17 protein-coding genes and 1 riboswitch are annotated in these 17,482 nt (G+C 67.4%); of the genes, 14 read left to right on the plus strand and 3 right to left on the minus strand.

Annotation, left to right across the window (positions count from 1 at the left end; all coding sequences use genetic code 11):
* Positions 1-43: 43 nt before the first annotated feature.
* The 12 genes from G3W89_RS20430 (at position 44) to G3W89_RS20485 (ending at position 12,143) form a co-directional block, all read left to right on the plus strand.
* Positions 44-691: a TetR/AcrR family transcriptional regulator gene (locus G3W89_RS20430; RefSeq protein ID WP_162575893.1), complete on the plus strand. Its 648-nt coding sequence runs from the start codon at positions 44-46 to the stop codon at positions 689-691.
* Between the two features lie 133 nt (positions 692-824).
* Positions 825-1,793, plus strand: a complete 969-nt coding sequence (locus tag G3W89_RS20435) for a tripartite tricarboxylate transporter substrate binding protein (RefSeq protein WP_232076839.1) — start codon at positions 825-827, stop codon at positions 1,791-1,793.
* A 51-nt stretch (positions 1,794-1,844) separates the two neighbouring features.
* Positions 1,845-3,008, plus strand: coding sequence for a Gfo/Idh/MocA family protein (locus tag G3W89_RS20440; protein WP_162575894.1), 1,164 nt, complete (start codon positions 1,845-1,847; stop codon positions 3,006-3,008).
* Positions 3,009-3,015: 7 nt separating this feature from the next.
* The gene (locus tag G3W89_RS20445; protein ID WP_162575895.1) at positions 3,016-4,203 is read left to right on the plus strand and encodes a dihydrodipicolinate synthase family protein; all 1,188 of its coding nucleotides are present in this window, start codon (positions 3,016-3,018) and stop codon (positions 4,201-4,203) included.
* A 90-nt stretch (positions 4,204-4,293) separates the two neighbouring features.
* Positions 4,294-5,304: a Bug family tripartite tricarboxylate transporter substrate binding protein gene (locus G3W89_RS20450; protein WP_162575896.1), complete on the plus strand. Its 1,011-nt coding sequence runs from the start codon at positions 4,294-4,296 to the stop codon at positions 5,302-5,304.
* The gene (locus G3W89_RS20455) at positions 5,301-5,882 is read left to right on the plus strand and encodes a tripartite tricarboxylate transporter TctB family protein (RefSeq protein WP_162575897.1); all 582 of its coding nucleotides are present in this window, start codon (positions 5,301-5,303) and stop codon (positions 5,880-5,882) included. Before G3W89_RS20450 ends, G3W89_RS20455 begins: the two co-directional genes overlap by 4 nt.
* 16 nt (positions 5,883-5,898) lie before the next feature.
* The gene (locus G3W89_RS20460; protein WP_162575898.1) at positions 5,899-7,425 is read left to right on the plus strand and encodes a tripartite tricarboxylate transporter permease; all 1,527 of its coding nucleotides are present in this window, start codon (positions 5,899-5,901) and stop codon (positions 7,423-7,425) included.
* A 13-nt stretch (positions 7,426-7,438) separates the two neighbouring features.
* A complete protein-coding gene (locus G3W89_RS20465; protein WP_162575899.1) occupies positions 7,439-8,287 on the plus strand; it encodes a sugar phosphate isomerase/epimerase family protein in 849 nt (282 codons plus the stop codon).
* Positions 8,280-9,704: an enolase C-terminal domain-like protein gene (locus G3W89_RS20470; protein WP_162575900.1), complete on the plus strand. Its 1,425-nt coding sequence runs from the start codon at positions 8,280-8,282 to the stop codon at positions 9,702-9,704. Before G3W89_RS20465 ends, G3W89_RS20470 begins: the two co-directional genes overlap by 8 nt.
* Positions 9,705-9,744: 40 nt before the next feature.
* Positions 9,745-10,623, plus strand: coding sequence for a sugar phosphate isomerase/epimerase family protein (locus G3W89_RS20475; protein ID WP_162575901.1), 879 nt, complete (start codon positions 9,745-9,747; stop codon positions 10,621-10,623).
* A gap of 81 nt (positions 10,624-10,704) precedes the next feature.
* Positions 10,705-10,901: riboswitch (FMN riboswitch) on the plus strand.
* Positions 10,902-10,990: 89 nt separating this feature from the next.
* Positions 10,991-11,503 carry a 6,7-dimethyl-8-ribityllumazine synthase gene (locus G3W89_RS20480; RefSeq protein ID WP_162575902.1) on the plus strand — a complete coding sequence of 171 codons (513 nt, stop codon included), beginning with the start codon at positions 10,991-10,993 and terminating at the stop codon, positions 11,501-11,503.
* Between the two features lie 181 nt (positions 11,504-11,684).
* A complete protein-coding gene (locus G3W89_RS20485; RefSeq protein ID WP_162575903.1) occupies positions 11,685-12,143 on the plus strand; it encodes a GAF domain-containing protein in 459 nt (152 codons plus the stop codon).
* On the opposite strand, the gene G3W89_RS20490 is transcribed toward G3W89_RS20485, so the two are convergent.
* Positions 12,136-12,900 carry a sulfite exporter TauE/SafE family protein gene (locus G3W89_RS20490; RefSeq protein WP_162575904.1) on the minus strand — a complete coding sequence of 255 codons (765 nt, stop codon included), beginning with the start codon at positions 12,898-12,900 and terminating at the stop codon, positions 12,136-12,138. The genes G3W89_RS20485 and G3W89_RS20490 overlap by 8 nt on opposite strands.
* 91 nt (positions 12,901-12,991) lie before the next feature.
* The gene (locus tag G3W89_RS20495; RefSeq protein WP_162575905.1) at positions 12,992-14,233 is read right to left on the minus strand and encodes an MFS transporter; all 1,242 of its coding nucleotides are present in this window, start codon (positions 14,231-14,233) and stop codon (positions 12,992-12,994) included.
* A gap of 116 nt (positions 14,234-14,349) precedes the next feature.
* Between G3W89_RS20495 and G3W89_RS20500 the strand changes: the two genes are divergently transcribed.
* Both G3W89_RS20500 and G3W89_RS20505 read left to right on the plus strand, forming a co-directional pair.
* Positions 14,350-15,195: an AraC family transcriptional regulator gene (locus tag G3W89_RS20500; protein WP_162575906.1), complete on the plus strand. Its 846-nt coding sequence runs from the start codon at positions 14,350-14,352 to the stop codon at positions 15,193-15,195.
* Positions 15,196-15,361: 166 nt separating this feature from the next.
* Positions 15,362-17,083: a SulP family inorganic anion transporter gene (locus tag G3W89_RS20505; RefSeq protein WP_162575907.1), complete on the plus strand. Its 1,722-nt coding sequence runs from the start codon at positions 15,362-15,364 to the stop codon at positions 17,081-17,083.
* On the opposite strand, the gene arfB is transcribed toward G3W89_RS20505, so the two are convergent.
* The gene (gene arfB / locus G3W89_RS20510) at positions 17,052-17,465 is read right to left on the minus strand and encodes an alternative ribosome rescue aminoacyl-tRNA hydrolase ArfB (protein WP_162575908.1); all 414 of its coding nucleotides are present in this window, start codon (positions 17,463-17,465) and stop codon (positions 17,052-17,054) included. The two genes, G3W89_RS20505 and arfB, sit on opposite strands and share 32 nt — an antisense overlap.
* Positions 17,466-17,482: the final 17 nt, after the last annotated feature.

Consider the following 17,482-nt stretch of genomic DNA (forward strand, 5'->3'; position numbering starts at 1 on the left):
CAGGAATACTTGCCTTAATTCCCCAATTGGTTAAATTGCACCCATGAAGACGCCGCCGACAGCGCCCATCGAACCCCGCTCACGCGATGCCGACCGATCGCAGCTCGCAATCCTCGACTCGGCCCGCGACGAGTTCGCGCAACGCGGCCTGGCCGGCGCACGCATGGACAGCATCGCCGCGCGCGCGGGACTCAACAAGCGACTGATCTACTACTACTTCGGCAGCAAGGACGACCTCTTCCTGGCGGTACTCGAGCGCACCTATGCCGATATCCGCGATGCCGAGCAGCAATTGCACCTGGACGAGGTCGAACCCGTGGAGGCGATCCGGCGCCTGGTCTCCTTCACCTGGCACTACTACCTGGAGCACCCCGAGTTCATCACGCTGCTCAACAGCGAGAACCTGCATCGCGCCGCGCACCTCAAGCGCTCCGGGCGAATTCAGGAAATGAACTCGCCGCTGGTCCAGCTGCTCGACGGGGTGCTCGAGCGCGGCCGGCGCAAAAACCTCTTCCGCGCCGGCATCGATCCGGTGCAGCTCTACATCTCGATCGCCGCGCTCTGCTACTTCTATCTCTCGAACAACGACACGCTCTCGGCCATCTTCGGCCGCGACCTGCGCGCGCCCAAGGCAATGGCGCAGCGCCTGTCGCACATGACCGACCTGGTGCTGGGCTACGTCCTGCACTGATGCGGGTATCTCCTAGGGCCGAGCCGTTGACGGGCTCGCGAACGGCTTCCTAGAATTGACAATTCACTTTTTGGTGAATTGCAGTTTCGACTTTGCCGCTCAGTCCACGTCAACAGGAACAGACACAGTGCCCATCACCACCCGCCGCCACGCCTTCTTCGCCACGCTGGCGCTCTGCACCGCGCTGAGCGTGAGCGCACAGGGCGCCTACCCGAACAAGCCGATCCGCGTGATCGTGCCTTTCGCCGCCGGCAGCACCACCGACATCATTGCCCGTGCCATCGCCGACAAGATGGGCGCCAGCATGGGCCAGACATTGGTCATCGACAACCGCGGCGGCGCTAGCGGCACCATCGGCCAGCAGGCCGTGGCCACGGCGGCGCCGGACGGCTACACGATCATGATCCACTCGTCCTCGCACACGGTCAGTCCCTCGACCTTCGCCAAGCTGCCCTTCGACACGGTGGGCGATTTCTCCGGCGTCACGCCGATCTCCTCGCTGCCCAACGCGCTGGTGATCTCGCCCTCGAAAAACATCAAGACGCTGAAGGACCTGGTCGCGACTGCCAAGTCCAAGCCCGGCACGGTCAACTTCGCCTCCGCGGGCCAAGGCAGCGCCACCCATCTGAACGCCGAAAAATTCAAGATGGCGGCCAACATCGATGCCACCAACATTCCCTTCAAGGGCTCGGCGGAAGCCGTGACCGAGGTGCTGGCCGGCCGCGTCGACTACTACTTCTCGCCGATCGCGCCGGTGATCGGGCAGATCAAGGAAGGCCAGCTCCTGGCCCTGGCCGTGGGCTCGCCAAAGCGCGCCGCCGCCTTGCCCGACGTGCCCACCACTGCCGAGGCCGGCGTGCCGGGTTCGGAATTCAACTTCTGGATCGGGATGATGGCGCCGGCCAAGACGCCGCGCGACATCGTCAACCGCTTGCACGACGAAGTGGCGAAGGCACTCGCCAGCCCCGAGGTGAAGGAGCGCTTCTTGAAGGTGGGCGCCGACGCCTGGACGCTCAAGCCCGAGCAGTTCGACGCCTACATCAAGGAAGAGATCGCCAGCAACGCCAAGCTGGTGAAGGCCGCCGGCCTCGCACCCCAGTGAGCTCCCACGCATTTCCCTCGCACAACCTCTTCATTCGGCAGACCTTCTGACATGGCCACACAACGACTCGGACTCATCATGCACGGCGTTACCGGACGCATGGGCATGAACCAGCATCTCATCCGCTCCATTTGCGCCATCCGCGCTCAGGGCGGCGTCACGCTTTCCAACGGCGACCGGGTGATGCCCGACCCCATCCTGATCGGCCGCAACGCCGAGAAGATCGAGGCGCTGGCCAAGGCGCACGGCATCGAGCGGTGGGGCACCGACCTGGATGCCGCGCTGGAGAACAAGGACGACACCCTGTTCTTCGACTCCGGCACGACGCAGATGCGCCCCACCCTGCTGGCCAAGGCCATCCGCGCCGGCAAGCACGTCTACTGCGAGAAGCCCATCGCCACCAACCTCAACGAGGCGGTCGAGATCGCGCGCCTGGCCCAGGGCTCGGGGCTCAAGCACGGCGCGGTGCAGGACAAGCTCTTCCTCCCCGGCCTGCGCAAGCTCGACATGCTGCGCCGCGCCGGCTTCTTCGGCCGCATGCTGTCGGTGCGCCTGGAATTCGGCTATTGGGTGTTCGAAGGCGACCTGCAGCCGATCCAGCGACCGTCGTGGAACTACCGCAAGGAAGACGGTGGCGGGATGATCCTGGACATGATGTGCCACTGGCGCTACGTGCTGGACAACCTGTTCGGCGAAGTGCAATCGGTGTCTTGCATCGGGGCGACGCACATCCCGAAGCGCTGGGACGAGAACGGCCAGCCTTACGAGGCCACGGCGGACGATGCGGCCTATGCAACCTGCCAATTGCGCGGCCACGCCGGCGAGCCGGTGATCGCCCAGCTCAACATGAGCTGGGCCACGCGGGTGCGACGCGACGACCTCGTGACCTTCCACGTGGACGGCACCGACGGCTCCGCGGTCGCGGGCCTGTCGTCATGCAGGGCGCAGTCGCGCGTTGCCACGCCGCGACCGGTCTGGAATCCGGACGAGAAGCAGACGATGAACTTCTTCGACCAGTGGCAGGAGATCCCGGACTCGCAGGTCTACGACAACGGCTTCAAGATCCAGTGGGAGCAGTTCATCCGCCATGTGGTCGAGAACGCGCCGTACAAGTGGACCCTGCCCGAGGGCGCCAAGGGCGTGCAGTTGGTCGAAGCCGCGCTTGAATCGTGGCAGGACCGCCGCTGGATCGATGTGCCGGAACTCAACATCTGAAGCGCAGATGTCTTTTTCACTGACCCTCCCCGCCGCCGCCGGCACGCTCGCTCCCTACACGCTGCGCGGCACCACCCCCGTGAAGCCGCCACGCGGCATGGGCTTCAATCGCATCGCCTACTCGGCCGCGCACGTGGTGGCCGACCCGCTGGCGGCGGTCGACCCATGGCTGCAATGCGCCGTCGACTGGGACGCGACCATCGCCTACCGCCGCCATCTCTGGTCGCTGGGGCTCGGCGTGGCGGAAGCCATGGACACGGCACAGCGCGGCATGGGCCTGGATTGGCCGACCTCGCTGGAGCTGATCCGCCGCTCGCTCGACGCGGCCAAGGACGTGCCCGGCGCCCTGGTTGCGTCGGGCTGCGGCACCGATCACCTGAGCCTGATCGACGCGAAGAGCGTCGACGACGTGATCCGCGCCTACGAGGAACAGATGGAGGCCATCGAAGCGCTGGACGGCAAGCTGATCGTGATGGCCAGCCGCGCGCTGGCCCATGTGGCAAGAAGCCCCGCCGACTACGAGCGTGTCTACGACCGGATCCTGTCGCAGGCGAGGCAACCCGTGGTCCTGCATTGGCTGGGCGACATGTTCGATCCGGCGCTGGCCGGCTACTGGGGCACCAAGGATGTCGACGCCGCCATGGATACGGCCCTCGGCATCATCGCGGCGCACCCGCACAAGGTCGACGGCATCAAGATCTCGCTGCTGGACAAGGACAAGGAAATCGCGATGCGCCGCCGGCTGCCGGCCGGGGTGCGCATGTACACCGGCGACGACTTCAACTATGCCGAGCTGATCGCCGGCGACGGGCATGGCAGCGAGCCGACGCATGGCAAGAGCGATGCGCTGCTGGGCATTTTCGACGCCATCGCGCCGGCGGCCAGCGCCGCGCTGGGCGAGCTGGCCCAAGGCAACACCGAGAAGTTCCACGCCATCCTCGGCCCCACCGTGCCGTTGTCGCGCCACATCTTCGCGGCGCCCACGCGCTTCTACAAGACGGGCGTGGTCTTCATGGCCTGGCTCAACGGCCACCAGAAGCATTTCACGATGGTGGGCGGCCAGCAGAGCACGCGCTCGCTACAGCACCTGGCCGAGCTCTTCCGGCTGGCTGACGCCGCCAATCTGCTGGAGCAACCCGAGCTCGCGGTCACGCGCATGAATACGCTGCTGGCCTTGCACGGCATCGAGGGCTGAAGCACGCACCGGAGAATCGCAGCACGGCCCCGGACAGCCACCCTTTCAAGCATCCCGTTTCCCTCACTTCAACACATCAACGGAGACACCATGCAGAAGCGCCACTTGATCCGAAGCTTTGCACTCGCCGCCGCACTCGCCGCGGTGGGCATGCCCGCCCTTGCGCAGGAGTGGAAGCCTTCGCGCCCCATCACCATCATCGTGCCCTGGGCGGCCGGCGGCTCGACGGACCAGGTGACGCGCGTGACCGCGGCGGAGATGGAGAAGTCGCTGGGCCAGAAGGTGGTGATCGTGAACCAGCCCGGCGCTTCGGGCTCGATCGGCAGCAAGAGCGCGCTCGACGCACCCAAGGACGGCTACACCTGGACGGCAGGCGCGGCGCAGGACCTCGGCTCCTACGAAACCCTGGGCATGCTCAAGACCAGGATGGCCGACTGGCACGTGTTCCTCAACGTCGCCAACGTGCAGGTCATCGGCGTCAATGCGGCCGCGCCTTACAAGAATGCCAAGGAGCTGCTGGATGCCATGAAGGCCAAGCCCGGGCAGATCAGCGTCGCCACGGCGGGCGTGACCTCGGCCGGCCACAACGCGATGGAGCTGATCGCCAAGAGCACCGGCGTCAAGTACCGGCACGTGACCTACGACGGCGGCAACCCGGCCGTGGTGGCCACCGTGGCCGGCGAGACGGAGGTCACCACGCAGCTCGCCGTCGAGCAGGCGGACATGATCCGCGGCAAGCGCATCCGCCCGTTGGCGACGGTCAGCGACAAGGCGCTGGAGCTGGAAGGATTCGGCACCATCGAGCCGCTGTCGAAGACGCTGCCGGGATTCAAGGCGCCGGCCAACTACTTCGGCATCTTCATCCCCAAGGGCGTGCCCGACGAGGTGGTGAAGACGGTGGAGAAGATCTGGGTCGACAACATCGCCAGGAGCGACGTGCTGAAGAAGTACGCCACCAGCCGCGGCGCCCTGTTCGCGCCGCTGTACGGCGCCGAGGCGCAGGCCGCGGTGACGCCGGCCATCCAGGCCAACGCCTGGCTGCTCTTCGACAGCGGCAAGGCCAAGGTCTCGCCCGAAACGCTCGGCATCGCGCGGCCATGACGACCGAAGCGGCCGAGCGCGACCGCGACGACGCGGCGGCGGAGGCACAGGCCGATGCGGCAGCGTTGGCGCGAAGGACTTCGCCGCGCTCGGACCTGCGTCAGGCGCTTGGCTGGGTTGCGCTCGGCGTCGCCACGATCGTCGGCTCGCTGCGCATGGACCGCCTTGAAAAGCAGGACATCAACCCCTACACGGTACCGGGCCTGCTGCCTGGCTGCCTTGGCGGCGCGATCGTCTTGTTCGGGCTCCTTTTGGCTTACCGCTCCTGGCGCCGCCTTGCTGCGTCGCCGAATGTCCCGGGCGCGCTCGGCGAAAACAACCGAGCGGAGTTCCGGCGCATTGCAACAGTGCTCGCGCTGTGCGTCGGCTTCGCTGCCGGCCTCGTCGGCCACGGCCTCGCCTTCTGGCTCGCCACGGCTGTCTTCGTCACTGGCTCGATCGCCGTCCTGCAGTTCGCCGAACGCAGCGCAAGGAACCAGCGCGTGCGTGGGTTGGCGTTCGCGCTGGCAGTGGGACTGGGGACCGGCGTCATCGTCACTTTCGTGTTCCAGGAGCTGTTCCTGGTGCACCTGCCCTGAAACCACAGGAGAGCGCATGTTCGATGGCCTGAGGATGCTGGGGGAGTCGTACCTCGGCTTCCTGAATGTCTGGTCACTCGCCTATGGCTTGGGCGGAGCCCTGCTGGGCATCATCGTCGGCGTGCTGCCCGGCCTGTCGGCCACGCTGTGCATTGCATTGCTGACGACGTTGACGATCAAGCTGACGCCCAACGATGCGATCCTGATCCTGATCTGTGCCTATGTCGGAACCATCTATGGCGGCAGCCGGACTGCCATTCTCCTCAATATTCCCGGCACGGCTGCGAATGCGGCGTCCTGCGCCGATGGCTTTGCGCTCGCGCGCAAGGGTGAAGCCGGCCGCGCCATCGGCATCGCGACCTCGGGCGCCTTCACAGGCACGCTCTTTGGCGTTCTGTGCCTCGCCATGTTCACGCCGGCGTTGGCGGAGATCGCGCTGTCCTTCGGCGCCTTCGAGTTCTTCTGGCTCGCGCTCTTCGGCGTCACCATGTCCGGCAGCATCGTCGGCGAGGACCCGCTCAAGGGCTGGCTCATGGGCTGCCTCGGGCTGCTGGTCGCACAGATGGGCCAGGAAGGCCTCTATGCGTACGACCGCTTCACCTTCGGCTGGGACGAACTCTCCGGCGGCATTGCGCTGATACCGGCCTTGATCGGCGCCTTCGGCTTCGCCGAGGTGCTGACCTCGCTGGCCGACCCCATCGAGCGCAAGATCATCGACTTGCGCGATTCCGTGCTGCCTCGATTCCGTGAAGTCCTCACATACTGGCGCACCGTGCTGCGCTCGGGTGTCATCGGCGTGGTGACGGGCATCCTGCCGGGCGTCGGCGAGGACTCCGGCGCCTGGATGTCCTACGCGGCCGCCAAGGCGGCGAGCAGCGAGCGCGAGCAGTTCGGAAAGGGCTCGATCGACGGCCTGATGGCGGCGGAGACCGGCGACATGTCGGCCATTCCCGGCGGCATCATCCCGGCGCTGGCGCTCGGCATTCCTGGCTCGGCTCCCTCGGCAGTGCTGATGGCCGCCATGATCATCCACGGCATCCAGCCGGGCCCGATGCTCATGATCAAGACGCCGCATTTCATCTACGACGTCGTGGCGATGACCACGCTGGCGACCATCAGCATTCTTTTCTTCGGCCTGTTTCTGGTGCGACCGCTGATGCTTGTGCTGCGCGTGAGGCGCTCCGTGCTCATGCCCATCATCTTTGTGCTGTGCACTGTCGGCGCGTACGCCATCGCATCGCGCCTTTTCGACGTCTACGCGATGCTCGCGATTGGTATCGGGGCATTCTTCCTGCGCCGCCGCGGCTACGAGATGGCTCCCTTCGTTCTTGGGCTGGTTCTGGGCGACCTGCTGGACAAGAGCTTGCGCCGCGGGCTGGTGTTGTCGGACGGCAGCATCGGTCCCTTCTTCACGCGCCCGATCTGCGCGGCGCTGGCGGCAGTCACTATCCTGACGATGCTGATGTACATCCCCGCAGTCAATGCGCGCGTGCGACGGGCTTGGGGCGCTGCCAAGCGCTTCGCGTTCCATCGCAGTGCCTGAAGGACGCCAGCCCATGAAGTTCGCGCTCTGCAACGAAGTGCTGAAGGAACTGCCCTTCCCCGAACAATGCCGGGCCGCTGCCGCGTTGGGCTACGACGCGCTCGAGGTGGCGCCGTTCACGCTCGCGACCGACCCGATGAACCTCGGCGATGCGCAGGCGCGCGAGTTCGGCCGCATCGCCCACGAGCATGGCCTCGAGATCAGCGGCCTGCACTGGTTGCTGGTGGCGCCGGCCGGTCTCTCGATCGTGAGCCGCGAGGCCGCCCTGCGGCAGCGCAGCACCGCCGTGATGCAGCGCCTCGTCGAGCTCTGCGCGCTCATGGGCGGGCGCTACCTGGTGCACGGCTCGCCGAAGCAGCGCTCGGTGCCGCCCGGCGAGACGCGCACTACAGCGCTGGAGCGTGCGCGCGAATGCCTGGCTGCTGCAGCGCGAACCGCGCAACAATGCGGCGTGATCTATTGCATCGAGCCGCTCTCCATCGCCGAGACCGACCTTCTCAACACGGTGGAAGAGGCCGTGGAACTGGTCCGCGCCGTCGACTCGCCCGCCTTCAGGACCATGATCGACTGCAGCGCCGCCGGCCAGATGGAGCGCGAGGACATTCCCGCGCTCATGCGCCGATGGATGCCCACCGGCCACATTGCCCATGTCCAGGTCAACGATCCCAATCGCCGGGGCCCCGGCCAGGGCCACATGCGCTTCGCTCCCATCCTGGCAGCGCTGGAAGAAATGAAGTCAGCCGGGCATTACGAGGGCATCGTCGCCGTGGAACCCTTCGACTACGTGCCAGACGGCATGGGTTCGGCGGCGCGAGCCATCGGCTATCTGCGCGGGCTCGAGGAGGCTTCTGGACATGCATGACGCGCCGCGCTTCGCCGTACGCGAGATCGCCCTGTACGAGCGGCCGGTGGTGCTGCGCCTGCCCTTCCGCTTCGGCGTGGTCACGCTGACCGAATGCCCCCAGGCTTTCGCACGCGTGCGCATCGAATTCGCCGACGGATCGAGCGCCTGGGGGGCCGCCGCGGAGCTGATGGCGCCGAAGTGGTTCGACAAGAACCTCGCGCTCAGCAATGAGGACAACTTCGACCAGCTGCGCCGCGTTGCCGCGCTCGCGCGCGAGGCCTACCTGAGCGACGCCACGCCCGCGACGGCATTCGGCCACTTTGCGCGGCACCATGACGCGCACCGCCTGGCTGCCACAGGGCTCGGCTTCAACCCCTTGCTCGCGAGCTATGGGCCCGCGCTGCTCGACCGTGCGATTCTCGATGCGCTGTGCCGCGCGCTGCAGACCTCGTTCTACGCCGCAGTGCGCAGCAACGTCGCGGGCATCGGCCCGGGCCGACCCGAGTTCGGCGGACTGGACATGCAAGCCTTCCTGGCGAGCCTGAGCCCGGCCGGCACCATCGAAGCGCGCCACACGGTCGGCATGCTCGATGCGATCACCGCGGCCGACCTGAAGCACCCGGTAGCCGACGGCCTGCCCGAGACGCTCGAGGAGGTGGTGCGCGTCTACGGCCACCGCTATTTCAAGCTCAAGGTGGGCGGCGACCTTGCATCGGACCTGGAGCGCCTCGGCGCCATCGAGGACGTGCTGGACCGAATGGGCGAGCCCTACTTTGTCTCGCTCGACGGCAACGAGCAGTACGCCGACGCAGCCGACATTGCGGAGCTGATGGCACGCATGCGCGAAACGCCTGCACTGGCGCGCCTCTATGCGTCGATCCTCTTCGTCGAACAGCCGATCGCGCGCAGTGTCGCGCTCGAGCGCGACCTTCGCGACGTGCGCAGCGCGAGCATCGGCAAGCCGGTGATCATCGACGAGTCTGATGGCGAGCTCGACAGCTTCGTGCAGGCGCGTGCACGCGGCTATGCCGGCGTTTCCTCGAAGACCTGCAAGGGCTTCTACAAGTCGTTGCTCAATGCCGCACGCTGCGCAAGGTGGAATTCGCAGCAGTCGCAGACGCACTACTTCATGTCAGGCGAAGACTTGACGACGCAGGCCGGCCTGGCCGTGCAGCAGGACCTGGCGCTGGTCAGCCTGCTCGGCATCACGCACGTCGAGCGCAACGGCCACCACTACGTCAATGGCATGGCCGCGCTGCCGCTCGCGGAGCAGCAGGCCTTCCTGGACGCGCACGGCGATGTCTACGAGCGTTCCCACGGCGCGGTGCGCCTGCGCATCCGCGACGGGCGCATCCGCCTCGGGTCGCTGGATTGCGCCGGCTTTGCGAGCGCGGCCATGCCCGATTTCGATGCGATGCAGCCGATGTCCTGCTGAGCCCCTTTGCTTGTTTCGTTCTCCCTCAACTTCCGGCTCCATGCGCGATTTCTCCCAAGGCCACGAGTGGCTCTCCATCAACACCGCCACGATCCGCAAGCAGCAAGGCGTCGAGGTGCCGCTGGACCGCCTCATCGACCAGTGCGCAGCGCAGGGCATCCGCGCGATCAGCCCCTGGCGAGACCAGGTCGCCGCAGTCGGGCTCGAGCGCATTGGCAAGCAGTTGCGGGCCTGCGGCATCGGCCTCTCCGGCTATTGCCGCGGCGGCTTCTTTCCTGCATCCGACACCGCCGGGCTGAAGGCGGCACTGGAAGACAACCGCCGCGCCATCGACGAAGCCAAGACGCTCGACGCGCCCTGCCTGGTGCTGGTGGTCGGCGCCCTGCCCGGCGCGCTCGAGGGCCGGGTGCAGTACAAGGACATCGCCCGTGCGCGCCGCGAGGTGCGTGACGGCATTGCCGCTTCGCTCGAATACGCGCGCGAGGTCGGCATGCCGCTCGCCATCGAGCCCCTGCATCCCATGCAGGCCGCCGATCGCGCCTGCATCAACACGCTCGAGCAGGCGCTCGACCTCTGCGACGACCTCGACCCGCAGCGCTCGGGCATGCTGGGTGTCGCGCTCGACGTCTACCACGTCTGGTGGGACCCGAAGCTGCAGCAGCAGATCGCGCGCGCGGGCAGGGAGCGCCTGTTGGCCTACCACGTGTGCGACTGGCTCACGCCCACCCGCGACCTCCTGAACGACCGCGGCATGATGGGCGACGGCGTGGTCGAACTGCGCAAGATCCGCGGCTGGATCGAGGCAGCGGGCTTCGCCGGCTTCAGCGAGGTCGAGATCTTCTCGGCGCTCGACTGGTGGCAGCGGCCGGGCGACGAAACGCTGGCGATCTGCATCGAGCGCCACCGCAGCGTGGTCTGACCGGGTCTGCCGCCCACGCGACAACGCCCGTGTCGCGGCAGTCCTAGAATCGCAGGGCCGCCGCGCGAGAGCGCTGCGGCAAAGCGTTCTCAGGGCGGGGTGGAATTCCCCACCGGCGGTGATGGCGACCTGTTCGCACGAGCCCGCGAGCGCCCGCGGCGCCCCGTGCGCCACGGGGTCAGCAGACCTGGTGAGATCCCGGGGCCGACGGTCAGGGCTCGTGTTGCCGTCAGTGGCGGCCACACAAGACCTCATAGTCCGGATGAAAGAGAGCGCGATCCCGCCGCCGGGCGGGCGCATCCCCATGCGCCTGGCTGCTGCGGGCTCGTGCGCCCTGATTCAGGCAACCCTTCTTCAAAGGCAAACCATGAGTCAGATCAACGACCTTCCCCTCTCTGCCGTCGGCGCGTCCGGCAACTCGCGCGGCAAGCGCATCGCCTTCGTGCAGGCGCAGTGGCATTCAGACATCGTCCATCAGGCGCGCGACGCCTTTCTCGAAGAGATGGAACGCCAGGGCGTGCCCCGGGCCGACATCGACATCTTCGACGTCCCCGGCGCCTTCGAGATCCCGCTGCATGCCAAGCGGCTGGCGCGGTCCGGGCGCTATGCGGGCATCGTCGGCTGCGCGCTGGTGGTGGACGGCGGCATCTACCGCCACGAGTTCGTCGCCGGCACGGTGGTCAACGCGCTGATGGCGGTACAGCTGGAAACCGACGTGCCCGTCTTCTCGGCCGTGCTCACGCCGCACCACTTCCACGAACACGTGGAGCATCGCAAGTACTTTCACCGCCACTTCGCGGTCAAGGGGACCGAGGTGGCCGAGGCTTGTGTGAAGACGCTGGAGGCGCTGAGGCGCATCGATGCATTGGTGTCCGCCTGAGGAAAGCCCCGGGAGGCCCGGCTCCTTCATCGCGACGTCTTGCAGGCGCAGGCGTTCGCGATGAACAACCACTGCACCGGGCGTCGACCAAGGGTTTGCGCTGACAAATTGGGGGTCGAAACGGTGCGCACGGACCGTAAGAATTTCGTAAGATTCGCGCCCCACGCCATTTCAGAATTTCATGCTCGACACTGATTTGCCAGCGCCCGCCATGGCAGTGCGCAGCGTTCTGGCCAACCGCGGGATCGCCCCTGCGCTGGCCCTGCTCAACGATCGGACCGACTACCGGTTTACCGCCATCTACAAGCTCAACGGCGAAGTGATGCACGCGGCGCACGCCTTCGATCGCACCTCCGAATACCGCACCTGGCTGAAGGTCGTGCCGCTCGGCAGGAGCTTCTGCCAGTACGCCATGGAGCATGGCGAGTTCGTGACCCGGCACGCGTCCAAGGACCAGCGCCTCACGAATCGCCCCTACGCGGGCTTCGTCGAGTCCTACTACGGCCAGTTGCTGACGCGCGCGGATGGCACGCCGTACGGCACCTTCATTCATTTCGATCTGGAGCCGTGCGGCATCCAGGAATCCGAGATCGCCTTCCTCCGGGAAGTGATTCCGGCCTTCCTCGACTACCTCAATTGAGCGGGCCGCGAGCCAGCAATACCGGCAACGAGGACACCAGCAGTGCCACGCCCGACAGCGTCAGCAGCCTCAGCACGATCTGGCGGAAGGCCGCCTCGCTGATGCCGACGTAGACCCGCGCGCCGAGCAGCACCGGCACCAGGACCGCGAGGGCGACGATGCCCAGCAGCGGCAGCATCGGGAGGGCGACGAGGCCGGTGCCGAGATAGAGCGAGAAGGTCACCACCAGCATCGAGAGATTGAAGTTCTGGATCACCGAGCGCTGCACGTCCTTTTCGAGCCCGCGCAGCGTGCACCAGAGCGTCGGAAGGGCGCCGGTGAAGCCGCCGAGCCCGCCGCAGACCCCGCCGATCATGCCGACCACGCCATCGGCCGCGCGCCCGCCAGCCCTCACCCGCGGCAGGTTGCGCGCCATCAGCATGGCCGGGCACCAGAGCACGAGCAGTCCGCCAAGGCAGGCCTTGAACAGCGGCACGTCGAGGCGCGGCAGCAGCCATACACCCAGCGGCACGCCCATCAGGCCGCCGAGCACGAAGGGCAGCAGCAAGGCGCGGTCGAAACCGCGCCGCACCGTGACGGCGGCGATCACCTGGCCCGTCAGCCCGCCGAAAGTAGCGAGCACCGCGGCCAGCCGGGGGTCCACGGTCCAGGCCCAGAAGGACATCGCGACCAGGCCGAAGGCGAAGCCCGACAGGCCCTGTACGAAGCCAGCCACGATCGCGCCGAGCGCGACGATCAGATAGAGCGACGAATCCAATGCGGAGGCCAGACGCCGCAGGGCCGCCCCAAGGCGGCCGCAGCCCCCTCGGGGAGCAGAGAGGACACGCAGTGCCGAGCTTGGGGGGCCATCAGGCCGACGCGGGCACGAGCGCCTCGCGCCGCACCCGCCGCACGTTGAAGGCGCTGGCGATCAGCAGCGCCTGCACCACCGCCAGGCCGATGATCACGCTCATGTATTGGCCGTGATCCATCAGCCGGCCGAAGATCAGCGGCGCCACCGCCTGCCCGATGTCGATGCCGGCGTACACCACGCCGTAGACGCGGCCCGATGCATTGGCCGGCGTCGAGCGCTTGACGAGCAGGTCGCGCGAGGGCCCGGCGATACCTGAAGCGAAGCCCATGGCACCGAACATCGCAGGCACCAGCACCGGCGGGAAATCCACCAGCGCAAGGACCAAGGCCAGCATTGCCGCAACGCCGAAAGCGAAGCCCACGATGCGCTCGCACCGGCTGGGGTCGGAGGCGAGGAAGCCGCCCACCAGCATCCCGCCGGAGCTGGCCACCATGTAGACGGTGAGGCAGATCGCGACCAGGGCGACCGGCACGGCATGCAGGTGCCCGGCGGCCGCAGGCGCGAAGGTCTGCACCACGCTCAGCACCATCGCGTAGACCAGGAAGAAGCAGAAACACATCCACACTGCCGGGATCTTCAGGAAGGCCAGCTCGCCGCCGGCTGCGGCGTCGGCGCCGGTCGCCTTGTGCACGGCTTTCACATCCAGCGCCAGCACGGCGCGATTGAGCCAGAGCACGAGCAGGACGACCAGGGCCAGCACGCTGGCGGAGGCCAGTGCCACGCGCCACGAGAAGGCAATCGCCAGCGGCACCACGAAGGCCGGTGCCAGCGCCCACCCCAGGCTGCCAGTGATGCCGTGCACGCTGTATGCATGGCCCAGCCGGGTCGGCGCCACCTTCTGGTTGAAGAGCGTGTAGTCGACCGGATGGAACACGCCATTGCCGACACCGGCCACCACCGCGCTCGCCAGCAGCATCCAATAGCTCTGCGCCAGCGCGTAGCCGATGGCCGCCAGCGCCAGCAATCCGAGGCCAGCGAAGAGCACCGGCCGTGGCCCCATCCGGTCGACCAGGAAGCCCGAGGCCGCCTGCACCACGCACGAGACCACGAAGAACACCGTCAGCACGGCGCCGAGCTCGGTATAGCTGACGTTGAAAGCATCCTTGAGCCAGGGGAACAGCGGGGGCAGCACCAGCTGCGCGAAATGGCTGATGGCGTGTGCCAGGCCGACGACGCCGATCAGCCTTGCGTCGGAACGAAGGGTATCGCGGGCGGGAGAAGCGTCGATCGAAGACATGAATTGCAACAAGAAACCGTGGGAGGCCTGGATGGTATGCCGAGAGGCCGCGGCAGAATGGCGATACAGAGACAACATTTGTCGAAATCATGCCGTCGCCCGCCTTTGCACCCGACATGCCCGCACGCCGCCGCGCCGTGCAGCCGGGAGTCCCCCCGCCGGCCCATGTGGTGGTCCCGCTCACACCAGAGCGCTATGTGCCCGATGCGCTGCGACCGCTGCGCGCCAAGGAGCATTTCCTCGAAGCCGACACCATTGTCGAGCTGCACACGCATCCCTGGCCGCAGCTCACGTTCTCGACGAAGGGCGTGATCCGCCTCAGCACCGAGGACGGCAGCTATATCGTGCCGCCCTCGCGCGCACTCTGGGTGCCTGCCAACATGGCGCACAGCATCACACTGATAGAGGACGCGGAGCTGCGCACCGTCTATCTGCACAGCTGGCTCGGCCCTGTCTGGGAGAAATGCGAGGTGCTGGAGATCAGCCCGCTGCTGCGCGCCCTGATGCTGGCGCTGGACACCACGCCTGACGGCACGCCGCCGGCCGATCCGCATGCGGCGCAGCGCGAACGCTGGATCGCACCGCTCCTGGTCGACGAACTGGAACGCGCGACGCAGATCCGCATCGACGTACCGCTGCCCGCCGACAAGCGCCTGCGCCAACTCTGCGAGACGCTGCTGCGCAACCCCGCCGGCCGCGCCACGCTGGCAGAGCGCGCTCAGACCATCGGCGCCAGCGAACGCACGGTCGCGCGCCTGTTCCGCGACCAGCTGGGCATGAGCTGGCAGCAGTGGCGCCAGCAAGCGGTGCTCGCCCATGCGCTGCCGCTGCTTGCGCGCGGCATGGCCGTGAGCCAGGTGGCGTCGGCCAGCGGCTATGCGACCGACAGTGCGTTCTGTGCGATGTTCAAGGCAGCGACCGGTCAATCGCCGACGGCTTTCCAGCACAAGAGGAAGAAGTAGCGAGTGGTGCTTCCCCCGCCGAGGCCGGCTGGCTTGCTGCAGGAACCGACTGCGACCTACCGGACAAGACCACGCAAGATCGCTTCGGGCACCGCGAAGGCTTGAGGCTCGAGGCGCTTTCGTATGATCGGCGGGTGCACCCCGAATCATTTCCCGCGGTGAAGGCATGGCCCTGAACCGCGACCAGCTCGCGCGCTGGCTCCCCTTCCTCGGCTGGCCCCGCCCCAGCCGCGCCCTTCTCACCGGCGAGGCGCTGGCCGGCATCACGGTCGCCTTGATGGTGATCCCGCAGGGCGTTGCCTATGCGGCGCTCGCCGGCATGCCGCTGGTCACGGGCATCTACGCGTCGCTCCTGCCTGCGCTCATCGGCGTGCTGTTCAGCGCATCGACCCGGCTCTCGGTCGGGCCGACCGCCCTGTCGAGCCTGCTCGTTGCGGCCTCCCTCGGCCCGCTCGCGATTCCGGGCAGTGCCGAGTGGGTCGCCCTGGCCGTGTGGCTGTGCTTCATGTCAGGCGCGATCCAGTTGCTGCTGGGCATAGGCGGCTTCGGCTGGGTCTTGCGCCTGGTCAACTCGCCGGTGCTGATGGGCTTCACCCAGGCGGCTTCGGTGCTGATCATCCTGTCGCAGGTGCCGGCGCTCTTCGGCTTTACCGGCCGCAGCATCGGCCAGCTGTGGCACGGGCCGCCGCCCGATTTCCTGGCGATCGCCTTCGGACTCGGCAGCATGGCAGCGCTATGGATCGCGAAGGAGCGCCTCCCCCGCTTTCCGGCAGCGATGGTGGTGGTGGGTGTCTGCGCGGCGATCAGCGCTGCCATCGGCTACGCGCTGCGCGGCGGCGCGGTGGTCGGCACCCTGCCTTCGGGCCTGCCCGCCTTCTACTGGCCCGGCACGCAGCCGCTGGGCACTTTCGGGGCCCTGCTGCTGCCGGCGCTGATGATCACGCTGGTGAGCTTCCTCGAAACGGCCTCGAGCGCCAAGGTGGACAACGCGCGCGCCGGCAAGCTGTGGAACGAAAACCAGGACCTGATCGGCCAGGGGCTCGCAAAGATCGCCTCGGGCTTCTCGGGCGCCTTCCCCACCAGCTCTTCCTTCTCACGCTCGGCCATCAATCTCTATGCCGGCGCCCAAACGGGCTGGGCCACCGTGTTCTGCGTGCTGCTGATCGGGGCCGCGCTGCTGTGGGCAATGCCGCTGCTCTACCACGTACCCCAGGCGGTGCTGGCCTCCATCGTGGTGATTGCGATGCTGGGGCTGGTGCGGCCCGGGCAGTTCGTGTCGCTCTGGCGCATCTCGCGCGTGGAGGCGGTCACCGCGCTGGTGACCTTCGTTCTCACCATCGCCACCTCGCCCTCCATTTACTGGGGCGTGCTCGCCGGCTTGCTGATGAGCCTGAGCCATTACATGTACGGGCACCTGCATCCCCGAATCATCGAAGTGGGCCTGCATCCGGACGGCAGCCTGCGCGACCGCCACCTCTGGAACCTGCCGCCAGTGGCGCCCCAGCTGCACGCGATGCGCATGGACGCCGAGCTCGACTTCGCGACCGCCAGCACGCTGGAGCGCGCCATCACGGTCACGCTGGCGATGCGGCCGGAGCTCACCGACATCTGCCTTTTCGCGCAGCCCATCAACCGCATCGACGTGACCGGCGCCGAGGTATTCGGCGCAATCCGCCGCCTGCTGGAATCCAAAGGCGTCAGGCTCCATCTGAGCGGCCTCAAGCTGCCGGTGCAGCAGGTGCTGGAGCGCGCCGGGCTGCTGGCGCCGGGCCCGATGATGTTCATCTACCGCACCGACGCCGATGCGCTTGCGGCTTTGGGCACCATGCAGGTTTCCGACGAAGTCGCGCCGGCGCTCAGTCCTGCACCGGCCCGCGCAGACGCTTGATCTGCCCGCGCTGGCTCTTGCCCTCGAGCCGGCGCTGCCTGGCTCCATAGCTCGGCTTGGTCGGCCGGCGCACGCGCGGCGGCAGTGCCACGCTGTCGACCCATTCCTGCAGCCGCGCCAGCGCATCGGCGCGGTTCATGTCCTGGCTGCGGTGGCGCTGCGCCTTCAGGACCAGCACGCCTTCCTGGGTGATGCGGCTGTCGCGCAGGGCGAGCAGGCGCTCCTTGACAGCGTCCGGCAGTGAACTGGCGCGGATGTCGTAGCGCAGGTGCACGGCGCTCGACACCTTGTTGACGTTCTGGCCGCCTGCGCCCTGCGCGCGCATGGCGCTGAACTCGACCTCCGAGGGGTCGATGGGGACGAGCGGGCGCGGCGCGGGCATGCGCCATTTTGCCGCCG

Source organism: Variovorax sp. PBL-H6, assembly GCF_901827155.1.
In the GTDB taxonomy this organism is placed as follows: Bacteria; Pseudomonadota; Gammaproteobacteria; order Burkholderiales; family Burkholderiaceae_C; genus Variovorax.